Raw genomic sequence first — 12,536 nt, 5'->3', positions numbered from 1 at the left:
CGGCGCCGGCGTCGTGTCGAAGATCGTAGAATAATCCGTAGGCCAGGCTTCAGCCCGGCACATCGGTGAACAAACGAAGGCCGCTCCATAAAGGGGCGGCCTTTTTTGTAAGTTATTGTATCGAAGGCCTTCGACCGACTCGTAGGCCGGGCTTCAGCCCGGCGCGTCTGTGACCCTAATGAAGGCCGCAACAAGAACATCAAGGCGGGGTGTGTCCCGCCCGATGAGTTCAACGAAATTCAGTTTTGCGGATAAAGCCAACTATGCAGTCGCGAGTTGGCAGATCAGCCCAACCCGCCTTCAGCTGCGGCCCGTACGGCCCGAATATTCTCACCGTAAACCTCGGGCCGATCAACTGATCCGCCTTTGAACACGGCAGACCCGGCCACCAGCACATCAGCCCCCGCTGCGGCAACAAGGGGCGCTGTCTGGGGATCAACACCGCCGTCGATCTCGATATGCACGGGGCGGTCACCAATCATCTGGCGCAATTTGCGGATCTTGCCAGTCATGTCGATGAACTTCTGGCCGCCAAAGCCGGGGTTCACGGTCATGACGCAGACCAGATCGGTGAGGTCCAGCAGATGTTCGACCGCCTCAGCCGGGGTGCCCGGGTTCAAGGCCACGCCTGCCTTCATGCCCGCGGCGCGGATCGCCTGCAGCGTGCGGTGGGTGTGGGCCCCTGCCTCGACATGCGCGGTCAGAATGTCGGCGCCTGCATCAGCGTAGGCCTGGATGTATGGATCGACCGGCGTGATCATCAGGTGCACGTCCATGACCGTCTTTACATGCGGGCGGAACGCTTTGACGGCTGGCGGGCCAAAGGTCAGGTTCGGGACGAAATGACCATCCATTACGTCAACATGGACCCAATCCGCGCTCTGCGCTTCGATGGCCTGAATTTCTTGCCCGAAATTGGCAAAGTCGGCGGACAGAATGGACGGCGCGATCTTGATGGTGCGGTCAAAGCTCATATTGGCCTCGTATCAGCTGAAGAGTCGCGGATGCGTATACCCGTGAGGCGGGTCGATGGATACCCCCCGCACGTGTCGTGCCGTTACAAAACTTTCACTACGCTGACACATATCCGTTGAACGGCATCTGTAGCAGTCCGCCAACATGAATTGGGGGTGGCACGTGCTGCGTATCAAGAAACTGACCAAACGCTTTGGTGACAATGTTGCCGTGAATGCCGCGACGCTGGATGTGGACAAGCCATGCATGATCGGGATCATCGGGCGGTCGGGCGCGGGCAAGTCCACCCTGCTGCGGATGATTAACCGCCTGACGGATGCCAGCGAAGGCGAAATCCTGTTTGAAGGCCGGGACATCACCCAACTGAAAGGCCGTGACAAACGCGCCTGGCAGGCCGATTGTGCGATGATTTTCCAACAGTTCAACCTGGTGCCGCGCATGGATGTGGTTTCGAACGTGCTGCATGGCACGCTCAACCGTCATTCCACGCTGGCCGCTATGTTCAACCTGTTCCCGATGGATGAAATTCACCGTGCCATCGACATCCTGGACCGGTTGGGGATTGCGGAACACGCTCCGAAACGGGCCGAGGCCTTGTCGGGCGGCCAGCAACAGCGCGTGGCGATTGCGCGGGCTCTGATGCAGGACCCGAGGATTATTCTGGCGGATGAACCAATTGCCTCGCTGGACCCGATGAACGCACAGGTGGTGATGCAGACGCTGCGCCGCATCCACGAAGAAGATGGCCGCACTGTCATCGCCAACCTGCACACACTGGACACTGCACGTCGCTATTGCGACCGCGTGGTTGGTATGCGCGACGGGCGCATCGTGTTCGATGGGCTGCCCGAGCAACTGACCACGGGCGTTGCCCGCGAAATCTATGGTGCCGATGCCAGCTTTTCGGAAGAAGCGACATCAACGGAAATCGAAACGCTCGACGCCACGCGAAAGGCGCTGATGGAAGCAGAAGCAACCATCTGAGCCGTCCCAACCCCTTTCATCGCCCGGCCCGATGAGAGGCCGGGGTTATCAAACTGGAGAGAGAGAGATGAAAAAACTGATTGCTGCCTTGGTCGCAACCACAACACTGGCCGCACCGGTCATGGCTGAAGAAATCAGCGAGTTTCGTATCGGCATTCTGGGTGGAGAGAACGCTCAGGACCGGATGAGCAAAAACGAGTGTCTGCGCGAATACACCGAGGAACTGTTGGGCGTTCCGACCAAACTTTTTGCCCCTGCCGACTATAACGGAGTGATTCAGGGGCTGCTGGGCGGCACGATTGATGTCGCCTGGCTGGGTGCGTCGGGCTATGCCAAAACCTATCTGAGCGACCCCGAAGCGGTTGAGCCGGTACTGGTCAAGGTGAACACCGATGGCGGCTACGGCTATTACTCGGTTGGATTTGCACGCAAGGACAGCGGTATTACCTCGCTTGAGGACATGAAGGGCAAGGTTTTTGGCTTTGGTGACCCGAATTCGACCTCGGGTTATCTGATCCCGTCGATCGAGATTCCCCAGGCCACCGGAGCAACCATGGAATCGGGTGACTATTTTGCTGAGGTGAAATTCACCGGCGGTCACGAGCAGACCATCGTTGCGGTGAACAACGGTGACGTTGATGGCGGTGTGACCTGGGCTGATGGTCTCGGCGAGTGGGAAGACGGCTATCAGTCGGGCGCGCTGCGCCGCGCTGTGGATGCTGGTCTGGTCGACATGAACGATCTGGTCGAGATCTGGAAATCGGCACCGATCCCGGAAGGCCCGGTTGTACTGCGCAAGGCTCTGCCCGAGGATGTCAAAGTTCAGGTTACCGAATTGTGGAACACGCTGGATGAAAAAGACCGCGAATGCTTCTATGGTGTGGCTGCGGGTGAGGCCAAGAGCTTTGATCCTATCACGCATGAGGCCTACGAGGTCATCATCGAAGCGCGCAAGCTGAAGTCCAACTAAAACTGCATATCCAATGATCGGGGTCTGGTGATGTACCGGACCCCGTTTTCCCTTCAGGAGCATTCCATGACAGACCTTACCGCAGGGTCCTTATCCGTCGATCAGATCCGCGACGACTATACAGCGATGACACGACGCAAGCGGGTCTATGGCGGCATCCTCCTGATCCTGTTCCTGTCGTTGATGGCGGCAGGGTTTCGCACAGCCGACAACCGGAATGCCGGCAGCTTTGTCGATGGCTGGCACCGTATTCTTGATTACCCCACAGAGGTTCTGTCCGAGGCGGGGGAAAAGATTGCCGAAATGCCAGCCAATCTGGTCTCGTTCTTCCCAGCCCTGATCGAGACAATCAACATCGCGGCGGCGGCGACGCTTGTTGGCACAATTGTCGGGACGTTTTTCGCCCTGATGTCGACACGCGGCATGGCGCTGTGGCCGTCATTTATCCCGCTGTTTCGCCGAATATCAGACATCTGCCGCGCCATTCCCGAGATCGTAATTGCGTTGGTTCTGATCTTCATTCTGGGCGGTGGCCCGGTTCCCGCGATGATCGCTATTGCGATTCACACAGCTGGCGCATTGGGCAAACTGTTTTCCGAAGTGAACGAGAATGCCTCGCTGAAACCGGTGGAAGGGCTGCATTCCGTCGGTGCCAACTGGTCACAGCGGATGTATCTGGGGGTGATCCCGCAGGTCGGGCCGAACTATGTCAGCTACGCGCTGCTGCGGTTCGAGATCAATATCCGTGCCTCGGCCATTCTTGGATTTGTTGGGGCGGGCGGTCTGGGTTACGAGCTGCGCAATGCCATGTCCTGGGGGCAGGGGCGTTATGACGAAGCCGCAGCCATCTTCATCCTACTGTTCGTAACAATCGTGGTCGTCGACCAGCTGTCTGGCTACCTGCGCGACCGTCTGACCCACGGCTCGGAAAAAGGAGCTTTGGCATGAGCACTTTTGCAACCAATTTGACTGTTGATGACCTCAAAGCCGACGCAGATCGCTTGTTCAACCGCAAAAGGTTGATGAATTTCGGGTTGCCTGCTCTGGTTTTCGTCTATCTGGTCTATGTCTTCTTTGCTTTTGACGTGTCGGGCCTTGTGGGGCGCGCAAACTGGGCAAATGGCAAGACGCTGGTGGCAGACAGCTATAGCTACAAAACGCATGTCGCGCGGGATAATCGCACCGGTGAAGTGTCTGTCGCCATCGAGGGTGAGCGCAAGGGCGCTTACCCTGAGGGTCAGGCGCCGGAGTGGGTGGCACTGGGCGAGACGACCGTGATCGACCTTGAAAAGGGCCATGTGGTGCGTTTCGGTGCGCAGACGGTGGAATATGACATTCCCGGCTATGGCACTATCCGCGCGACGCCCACGCGTTCGGCCGGTGTGCAGGCCGAGTTGCCGGAGGGCGAGGTTCCGGAGTGGATCAATGTCTCTAAAAACCGGCTGTCTGTGACCACGGGCGCAGGTCGTTTGACTGTCACCCGCAACCGGTCCGAGGTGTTCCGCTATTTCACAGGGTGGGAATTGTTCTGGTTCACGCTGGACAGTCCTTATTTCGGCAAGTCCCTCCCGGAACTGGCCGGACGCGCGGTGTCGGGCGAGGCGGGTGCGATCTTAAATGATTTCTGGACCAACAAGATGTGGCGCCATCAGGATGTGGCCTGGGCCATCTTCGAGACGGTGCTGATGGCATTTCTGGGCACGTTTGGCGCGGCGATTGTGGCCCTGCCATTGGCCTTCCTTGCGACGCGCAATTTCAACCGGATGACATCCATCCGCTTTGCGACACGGCGCGTATTCGATTTTGTGCGCGGCGTAGACGCGTTGATCTGGACTGTGGTTCTGGCCCGCGCCTTTGGCCCCGGCCCGTTGACCGGTGGGCTTGCCATTCTGGTGACGGACACCGGGACATTCGGCAAGATATTCTCGGAAGCGTTGGAAAACGTGGATCAGAAGCAGATCGAAGGTGTGCAGTCCACGGGTGCGAACGCCCCGCAACGGTATCGGTTCGGCGTTATCCCTCAGGTCACGCCTGTTTTGCTGAGCCAGCTTTTGTATTTTCTCGAATCCAACACTCGCAGTGCGACGGTGATCGGAGCAATCACGGGGGGCGGTATTGGTTTGCTGCTGACGCAGGCAATCATCACACAGAAAGACTGGGAAGAGGTGGCCTATTACATCATCCTGATCATTCTGATGGTGATGTTGATGGATTGGTTTTCGGGCTGGCTGCGCCGCCGTCTGATTCAGGGTGAGGCGGGTAAAAAGCGCAGACCGCGCGCGCCCGACCACAAACCGTTCCGGTTGCCCTGAACCGGGTTTGGAGCGGCAAGAAAACAGCACGGTCCGGGGCGGCACAAACGTTTGAAAAAGCGTCACAAAGCCTTTGCACCAACGCTCATCCGAATGCCGGGATGACGCTGGCCCAAAGGTCGCTTATCCGAAATTCGCGCCATGCCCAACGGGACGAGACCTCCGGCAGGAGGTCGACGTCGGGCGGTATCGGTTGTGGTTTACTCTTCGTTCAGCGTTAGCGTGACACGCTCACCAGCAAAGACGGTTCGGCCATATTCGACGGGTCGGCCGTCCGGGTCCACGTTGACACCGATCGAAAACAGCACCGGGGCACCTTCGGACAGTTGCAGGTGAAGGGCTTGCGTTGCTGTCGCACCGCGCGCGGTCAATCGGGTCGAGATGCGGGTGTAGTCCGCGATACCGCTGCGTTGCAGGGCTTTTGTTACTGACTGGGTCTCGGTCAGCGCCTGTAACAGGTTTGGAAAGCGTTCTGCCGGGAAGACGCTTTGAAAAACGGCTATGGGCTGCCCATCCGCCAGCGATAACCCGTCATAGACATGCACCGGGTCCCCTTTGCTCAGACCCAGTGCTTCGGCTTCGGCTTCATCTGCCGCGCGTGTGGTCAGGGCCAGAATTTTCTTTCCCGGCATCTTGCCGCTGGCCGAGACGTTCTTGTGATATCGAACCCTTTTGCCAATCGGATAGTCGGTTGGCCGCGCCGCCACAAAAACGCCCGCACCGCGCCGGGCATGAACCAGACCTTGTTCCGACATGTCAGCCAACGCGCGCCGCACTGTGTGGCGGTTGACACCGTATTTGGCGGCCAGCTGAGCTTCGGTCGGCAGGCGGTCACTGGTTTGATACCGCCCTTCGGCAATGTCCGAGGTCAGGCGCAGGGCGATGCTTTTCCAGATCGGCGTTTTGCTCATGTCACCAAATCTTCACACAGTTGGAGATTGCGTGTTGCGCACACGCGGGTTAATATTTGTCTAGTTGTATAGTTCAAATAGACAACCCGGCCAAGAGGCTTTGATGACAGATCAGACAGAATTCGCGATCGGGGCGCGCAGGGATTGGATGGGTTTGCTGGCCCGTGCATCTGACGACACCCTGATGACCTTGTGGGACGGGATTGAGACCCGCCCGAGCTTTGACTGGCTGCGCCGCCCCGAGGTCGGGAGCGTGATGGTGCGTGGTCGCACCGGCGGCACCGGAGCACCGTTCAATCTGGGCGAAATGACGGTCACGCGCTGTTCTGTGGTGTTGCAGGATGGAACGGTTGGTCACGGTTATGTTCAGGGTAGATCGAAACCCAAGGCCGAAGCCGCAGCATTGATTGATGCGATGATGCAGACCGGGGCAGCGGATGAGGTGCAGGCGCGGCTGCTCGACCCGCTTCAGCAGCAAATGCAGGCGGTCAAAAGCACTCGCGCGGCCAAGGCAGCGGCCACCAAGGTTGAGTTTTTCACGCTTGTTCGGGGGGAAGATTGATGGCCGCGCAAACACAGTTTTCCGGGGGCTTAGAAAACGCACCTGTCGATGCTGCACACGCGTTCCGCGCTGCGATGACCGTTATGGCGCGTCCGGGCGACATACGTGTCCTGTCGGGCAGCGAACCCCCTGCGCCCCTGTCCGTGGCGGCCGGTACACTGCTGCTGACGTTGTGCGACCCCGAGACCAGGGTTCATCTGGCCGGAGGCATCGATACCGCCGCAATCCGCAATTGGCTGACATTCCACACGGGCGCCCCGCTCGTATCCGCAGCAAAGGCTGATTTTGCCGTTGGCACGTGGGATGCATTGGGACCGCTTAACGCCTATCGCATCGGAACGCCGGAATACCCGGATCGTTCTGCGACGCTGATTGTGGAATGCGACCGGCTAGAGCAGAGCGGTGCCATTCTGAGCGGCCCCGGCATCAAAAAGACCGCGCGCCTGTCTCTGCCGGGTATCCCGGCGCTTCAGGGGAATGCGATGCTCTATCCTCTGGGGTGCGATTTCTTTTTTACCTGCGGCAACAGGGTTGCGGCCCTGCCACGCAGCACGCAGATCACGTCGGAGGCGTAAGCGATGTATGTTGCTGTCAAAGGGGGTGAAAAAGCCATCGAGAACGCGCACGCCTGGCTGGCCGAAGAACGCCGGGGCGCGACCGATGTGGCAGAACTGAGCCTTGCACAGATCCGCGAACAGCTAAGCCTTGCAGTGAACCGGGTCATGGCGGAAGGCTCGCTTTATGACCCCGACCTGGCTGCGCTGGCGATAAAGCAGGCGCGGGGCGATCTGATTGAGGCGATCTTTCTGATCCGCGCCTATCGCACCACGCTGCCGCGTTTTGGCCATTCCAATCCGGTCGAAACAGGTGAGATGGCCTGCGACCGTCGGATTTCGGCCACGTTCAAAGATGCACCCGGTGGGCAGGTTCTGGGGCCGACGTTCGACTATACCCATCGTTTGCTGGATTTCAAACTGGCCGCGGATGGTGATGTCCCGAAAGTTCCGGAAGGTTCAGCGCGGCAGGAACCGACGCCGCATATCACTGATTTCCTGAAAGACGAGGGCCTCATTCAGGACGAGCCGACAAGTGATGACACCCCCGGCGACCTGACGCGCGAACCGATGGAATTCCCCGCCAATCGCCCGTTGCGCCTGCAATCGCTGACACGCGGGGATGAGGGTTTCGTGTTGGGCATGGCCTATTCCACCCAGCGCGGTTACGCGCGCAACCACGCGTTTGTGGGTGAATTGCGGATCGGCAAGGTTGCGGTTGAAATGGACATCCCCGAGTTGGGGTTTGCCATAGATATCGGCGAGGTCGAACTGACCGAGTGTGAGACGGTGAACCAGTTCAAGGGTTCAAAAACCGAGCCGCCTCAGTTCACGCGCGGTTATGGTCTGGTCTTTGGTCAATCCGAACGAAAAGCCATCGCGATGGCCTTGGTTGATCGCGCGCTGCGGTGGAAGGAACTGGGCGAAGACAATCTGGGCGCGCCTGCGCAGGATGAAGAATTTGTTCTGAGCCACGCGGACAACATTCAGGCGACCGGTTTTCTCGAACACATCAAGCTGCCGCATTACGTGGATTTCCAGTCCGAGCTTGAACTGGTCCGCAAACTGCGCCGCGAGGCTGACGCGCGGATCACGTCAAAGGAGGCTGCGGAATGAAGGCTGTCGTTTTTGATATCGGCAACGTTTTGATCCAGTGGGATCCGCATTTGGCATGGCTGGATGAGATGGGTAGCCGCGAGGCGGTGGCAGAGTTTCTCACTCGTATCGATTTCCCCGAACGTAATCTGCGGGCCGATGGCGGTGAGGATTTCGCTGATCTGGCTGCTGAACTGGAAGATGCTGACGACCAGCGACGTCTGAGTTCTTATGTTGAGCGCTATGCCATGACCGTCCCACACAAGATCGAGGGAACTTGGCGATTGCTCCATCGTTTGAAAGAACAGGGCACCCCGGTTCATGCGATCACCAACTGGTCAGCGGAAACATGGCCCATTGGTGTTGGTGTGCATCCTGAGCTGGGCGAGGTCTTTGGCGTGACCGTAGTGTCAGGTCAGGAAAAGCTTTTGAAACCGCAGCCCGAGATTTTCCGTCGGATGTGCGACCGGGCCGATCTTTCCCCTCAGAACTGTATCTTTGTCGATGATAGCCCAAGAAACGTGGATGGAGCCCGCGCCGTTGGCATGGACGCCATACATTTTACCAGCCCTCAGGCCTTTGAAGTAGCCTTAACTGCGCGGGGACTGCTATGAGCGCGTACAACTTTGCATATTTGGACGAACAAACCAAACGGATGATCCGCAGGGCCATCCTGAAGGGCCTGGCTATTCCAGGGTATCAGGTGCCCTTTGCCAGCCGTGAAATGCCGATGCCTTATGGCTGGGGCACCGGAGGGGTGCAGGTCTCGGCCGCGACGCTGACGCCTGAGGATACGCTCAAGGTCATCGATCAGGGTGCGGATGACACGACCAACGCAGTGTCGATCCGCAAGTTCTTTGAAAAGACCGCAGGTGTGGAGACGACCGAGGAAACCGAGAAGGCGACGGTGATCCAGACCCGCCACCGCATCCCCGAGGCGAAGCTGCGCGAAGATCAGATTATCGTTTATCAGGTGCCGATTCCGGAACCTCTGCGCTTCCTCGAGCCGCGTGAGACCGAGACACGCAAGATGCACAGCCTTGAAGAATATGGGCTGATGCATGTGAAGCTATATGAGGATATCAGCCAGCACGGGGCGATCTCGACCGCTTACGCCTATCCGGTGAAAGTGTCTGGCCGCTATGTGATGGACCCGTCCCCGATCCCGAAATTCGACAACCCGAAGCTTGCAATGGATGCAATCCAGCTGTTCGGTGCCGGGCGCGAGCAGCGCATCTACGCAGTGCCGCCACATACCAGGGTCGTGAGCCTCGATTTCGAGGATTACCCGTTCGAGGCCACCAAGGCCGATCATCCCTGTGACCTGTGCGGGGCCGAGGACAGCTATCTGGATGAAGTCATTTTGGATGATGCGGGCAACCGAATGTTTGTCTGTTCGGACACTGATTATTGCCGGTCGCGCCGCGCGGCCGGCCATGTGGGCCGCTTGGCCGAGGAGAACGCAGCATGACCCCCCTGTTGCAGGTCAACGGCATCGAAAAGCTCTATGGTGCGCGGATCGGATGCACGGATGTAACTTTTGATCTCTACCCCGGTGAGGTGATGGGAATTGTCGGCGAAAGTGGCTCGGGCAAGTCGACCCTGCTGAATTGTTTGGCGGGTCATCTGGTGCCCGATGCGGGGCAGGTGATCTTTGACACGCGCGCGAACGGGCCGGTGGATACGGTGACCATGTCGGAGCCCGAACGCCGGATGTTGAGCCGTACCGACTGGGCCTTTGTGCATCAGCATGCACGTGACGGCCTGCGGATGTCAGTTAGTGCCGGAGGCAATATTGGTGAACGGCTGATGGCCGTGGGCGAGCGCCACTATGGTGACATCCGAGACAAGGCCATTGACTGGCTGGGCCGGGTCGAGATCGAGGCGGCGCGCGTTGATGACCGGCCCACCGCGTTTTCGGGCGGGATGCAGCAACGTTTGCAGATCGCCCGCAATCTGGTGACTGGCCCGCGACTGGTGTTCATGGACGAACCGACCGGGGGGCTGGATGTCTCGGTTCAGGCGCGATTACTGGACCTCTTGCGCGGCTTGGTGCGTGAAATGGGGCTGAGCGCGATCATCGTGACCCATGATCTTGCTGTGGTGCGTCTGTTGGCCGACCGCTTGATGGTGATGAAGGATGGTCATGTGGTTGAGGCCGGGCTGACCGATCAGGTGCTGGATGATCCTCAACACGCCTATACGCAACTGCTAGTGTCCAGCGTTCTGCAGGTTTGAGTATTTGGGAAAAGGTGAAGCAATGATTGAACTGATCAATGTGAGCAAAAGCTTTACCCTGCACAATCAGGGCGGTGCCGTTATCCCGGTGATGGAAGGCGCGTCGTTGAGGGTTGAACCGGGTGAGTGCGTTGCTTTGACCGGGGCGTCTGGCGCGGGCAAGTCCACGCTGATGCGCGTGATTTATGGCAACTACCTGGCGGCCTCTGGTCAGGTGCTGGTTGGAGGTCTGGACGTGGCAAAAGCCGAGCCGCGCCAGATCTTGACCCTCCGCCGGGAAACGCTGGGCTATGTCAGTCAATTCCTGCGGGTCGTGCCGCGTGTGCCGACGCTGGACGTTGTGGCAGAGCCTTTGCTGGCCGTGGGTTGCGACAGAATTGAGGCGCTGGAGAAATCAGCCGGGTTACTGAGACGGCTGAACATTCCTGAGCGCTTGTGGACCCTGAGCCCCACAACCTTTTCGGGCGGCGAACAGCAGCGGGTGAACATTGCGCGTGGCTTTGCGCATGACTACCCGGCGATGTTGCTGGACGAACCGACGGCAAGTCTGGATGTGCAGAACCGCGAAACCGTGTTGTCGCTGATTGAAGAGGCAAAAGGGCGTGGCGCGGCGATTGTCGGGATATTCCACGACCTTGATGCACGTGAGAGTGTCTGTGACCGCGAAGTCAATGTCGCTGACTTCACACCGGAACTGGCGGCATGACACTTGCCCCTGTCATAGCGATTGTTGGCCCTTCGGGCGTTGGCAAGGACAGTGTCATGGAAGCGCTGGAGGCACAGGCACCTGGCGTCCGGCGCGTGCGGAGGGTGATCACCCGCCCCGCAGGTGAACAAGGCGAGGATTTTGACCGGGTTTCGGTTGCAGAGTTCCAGCAGATGGAACAGGCAGGCGCTTTTGCGCTGAGCTGGCCTGCACATGGACTGTTCTATGGTATCCCAGCCGAGATTTTGCGACAGCGTCAGGGGGCGAATGCGGTTCTGGTCAATCTTTCCCGCAGCGTTCTTTTGCAGGCGCAGAAGGTGTTTGGAGATCTGATTGTGATCTCTCTGACAGCAGATGCAGGGGTTTTGGCGCGGCGCCTGTCCGAGCGGGCACGGGAAAGCGCAGACGAGCAGGCGCGGCGGTTGTGTCGCGCCAAAGTGGCGTTGCCGGATGGTCTGAACCGGGTCATCCAAATTGACAATTCCGGCGCGCTGGAAGACACGGTTGCCGAAATCCTGCGCCGCCTTCAACCGGAAAGCGCGTAGCGATGGATCAGGTGAAACCGCCCTTCTTCCGCCTCGCCCATCAGGGCAAGATCAGTGATCTGGAAAGGTTGCGGCAGCAAGGGGCTCAGATGGGTGTGCAGTGCTTCTTGGGTTGCCCTGAGGGTTGGTTTGTCCAGTTTACCGCTGAGCGTGATGTGAAATCGAAACGCGTCCAGCACGTAGGGATAGCCCCATTGGGTCAGATTGTCGTCCTGTTCGGGGGTCAGCCCGGCGGTGCGGCGGCGCGTCAGTTCGGCCTGAGTGGCAGGTGCGCGAAACCGGTCGAGGTCGCGAACACAGGCCGCTGCCAGCGCATTCAGCTCCTGCGTTTCACCCAGCGGGCGCAGCGCCAGAAACCGGCCAAGGCGGGCAATTTCCAGGCCGTCGAGAGTGACGGGCTGCTGGCGCGCAGCCAGCGCAATGCACGCCTGGTGCAATGCGTCAAAGGACAGGCCATCGCGCAACCGGAACGGCGGTTTCAGGGTCGCGTGCAGTCCGTATTTGCGCGGCACCTCAGTGACGGAGGCAATGTCGATGCCACCCATGATCGGATGCGCGACCTGCATTCCTTTTGCCATGTCCCAGCCCAGCCAACTGGTCGCAAATTTCGTCCAGGCCGCCCCGGCGGGTGGCGCAAAATAGATCGCGTATCGCGTGAATGTCACATTGGCCTCCTATTAAGTG

General features: G+C 59.1%; 15 protein-coding genes. 12 read left to right on the top strand and 3 right to left on the bottom strand.

Features of this window, described 5'->3' with window-relative positions; genetic code table 11:
* Positions 1-284 precede the first annotated feature (284 nt).
* Positions 285-974 (bottom strand): ribulose-phosphate 3-epimerase, encoded by a 690-nt coding sequence (gene rpe, locus ACR0EK_RS12850; protein ID WP_480488339.1) that lies wholly within the window; start codon positions 972-974, stop codon positions 285-287.
* Between the two features lie 163 nt (positions 975-1,137).
* On the opposite strand from rpe, the gene phnC reads away from it, so the two are divergent.
* The 4 genes from phnC (at position 1,138) to phnE (ACR0EK_RS12830) (ending at position 5,241) form a co-directional block, all read left to right on the top strand.
* Complete coding sequence (gene phnC, locus ACR0EK_RS12845) at positions 1,138-1,959, top strand: phosphonate ABC transporter ATP-binding protein (RefSeq protein ID WP_480967862.1); 822 nt, start codon at positions 1,138-1,140, stop codon at positions 1,957-1,959.
* Between the two features lie 67 nt (positions 1,960-2,026).
* Positions 2,027-2,929, top strand: a complete 903-nt coding sequence (gene phnD, locus ACR0EK_RS12840) for a phosphonate ABC transporter substrate-binding protein (protein WP_480538665.1) — start codon at positions 2,027-2,029, stop codon at positions 2,927-2,929.
* A 66-nt stretch (positions 2,930-2,995) separates the two neighbouring features.
* Positions 2,996-3,877 carry a phosphonate ABC transporter, permease protein PhnE gene (gene phnE / locus ACR0EK_RS12835; RefSeq protein ID WP_480967861.1) on the top strand — a complete coding sequence of 294 codons (882 nt, stop codon included), beginning with the start codon at positions 2,996-2,998 and terminating at the stop codon, positions 3,875-3,877.
* Positions 3,874-5,241 carry a phosphonate ABC transporter, permease protein PhnE gene (gene phnE, locus ACR0EK_RS12830; protein WP_480967860.1) on the top strand — a complete coding sequence of 456 codons (1,368 nt, stop codon included), beginning with the start codon at positions 3,874-3,876 and terminating at the stop codon, positions 5,239-5,241. The genes phnE (ACR0EK_RS12835) and phnE (ACR0EK_RS12830) overlap by 4 nt, the downstream gene beginning before the upstream one ends.
* A gap of 200 nt (positions 5,242-5,441) precedes the next feature.
* On the opposite strand, the gene phnF is transcribed toward phnE (ACR0EK_RS12830), so the two are convergent.
* Positions 5,442-6,152 (bottom strand): phosphonate metabolism transcriptional regulator PhnF, encoded by a 711-nt coding sequence (gene phnF, locus ACR0EK_RS12825; RefSeq protein ID WP_480967859.1) that lies wholly within the window; start codon positions 6,150-6,152, stop codon positions 5,442-5,444.
* 103 nt (positions 6,153-6,255) lie between these two features.
* On the opposite strand from phnF, the gene phnG reads away from it, so the two are divergent.
* Genes phnG through phnN form a run of 8 tightly spaced genes read left to right on the top strand, consistent with a single transcriptional unit; the run spans position 6,256 to position 11,852 of the window.
* Positions 6,256-6,714, top strand: a complete 459-nt coding sequence (gene phnG / locus ACR0EK_RS12820) for a phosphonate C-P lyase system protein PhnG (RefSeq protein ID WP_480967858.1) — start codon at positions 6,256-6,258, stop codon at positions 6,712-6,714.
* Positions 6,714-7,289 (top strand): phosphonate C-P lyase system protein PhnH, encoded by a 576-nt coding sequence (phnH, locus tag ACR0EK_RS12815; protein ID WP_209505303.1) that lies wholly within the window; start codon positions 6,714-6,716, stop codon positions 7,287-7,289. Before phnG ends, phnH begins: the two co-directional genes overlap by 1 nt.
* A 3-nt stretch (positions 7,290-7,292) precedes the next feature.
* On the top strand, positions 7,293-8,384 hold the full coding sequence (locus ACR0EK_RS12810; RefSeq protein WP_480967857.1) for a carbon-phosphorus lyase complex subunit: 1,092 nt from the start codon (positions 7,293-7,295) through the stop codon (positions 8,382-8,384).
* Positions 8,381-8,977 carry an HAD family hydrolase gene (locus tag ACR0EK_RS12805; protein WP_480967856.1) on the top strand — a complete coding sequence of 199 codons (597 nt, stop codon included), beginning with the start codon at positions 8,381-8,383 and terminating at the stop codon, positions 8,975-8,977. The genes ACR0EK_RS12810 and ACR0EK_RS12805 overlap by 4 nt, the downstream gene beginning before the upstream one ends.
* Positions 8,974-9,834 carry an alpha-D-ribose 1-methylphosphonate 5-phosphate C-P-lyase PhnJ gene (locus ACR0EK_RS12800; RefSeq protein WP_480914432.1) on the top strand — a complete coding sequence of 287 codons (861 nt, stop codon included), beginning with the start codon at positions 8,974-8,976 and terminating at the stop codon, positions 9,832-9,834. The genes ACR0EK_RS12805 and ACR0EK_RS12800 overlap by 4 nt, the downstream gene beginning before the upstream one ends.
* Positions 9,831-10,601, top strand: a complete 771-nt coding sequence (gene phnK / locus ACR0EK_RS12795) for a phosphonate C-P lyase system protein PhnK (protein WP_267365779.1) — start codon at positions 9,831-9,833, stop codon at positions 10,599-10,601. The genes ACR0EK_RS12800 and phnK overlap by 4 nt, the downstream gene beginning before the upstream one ends.
* A gap of 22 nt (positions 10,602-10,623) precedes the next feature.
* Positions 10,624-11,307: a phosphonate C-P lyase system protein PhnL gene (gene phnL / locus ACR0EK_RS12790; protein ID WP_480507121.1), complete on the top strand. Its 684-nt coding sequence runs from the start codon at positions 10,624-10,626 to the stop codon at positions 11,305-11,307.
* A complete protein-coding gene (phnN, locus tag ACR0EK_RS12785) occupies positions 11,304-11,852 on the top strand; it encodes a phosphonate metabolism protein/1,5-bisphosphokinase (PRPP-forming) PhnN (protein ID WP_480507120.1) in 549 nt (182 codons plus the stop codon). Before phnL ends, phnN begins: the two co-directional genes overlap by 4 nt.
* On the opposite strand, the gene ACR0EK_RS12780 is transcribed toward phnN, so the two are convergent.
* Positions 11,834-12,517 (bottom strand): DUF1045 domain-containing protein, encoded by a 684-nt coding sequence (locus ACR0EK_RS12780; RefSeq protein WP_480967855.1) that lies wholly within the window; start codon positions 12,515-12,517, stop codon positions 11,834-11,836. The genes phnN and ACR0EK_RS12780 overlap by 19 nt on opposite strands.
* Positions 12,518-12,536 lie beyond the last annotated feature (19 nt).

The sequence above is a fragment of the Ruegeria sp. AE4 genome, assembly GCF_056542185.1.
The sequence above is the reverse complement of the archived record's forward strand: the minus strand, read 5'-3'. Positions and strand labels throughout refer to the sequence as shown.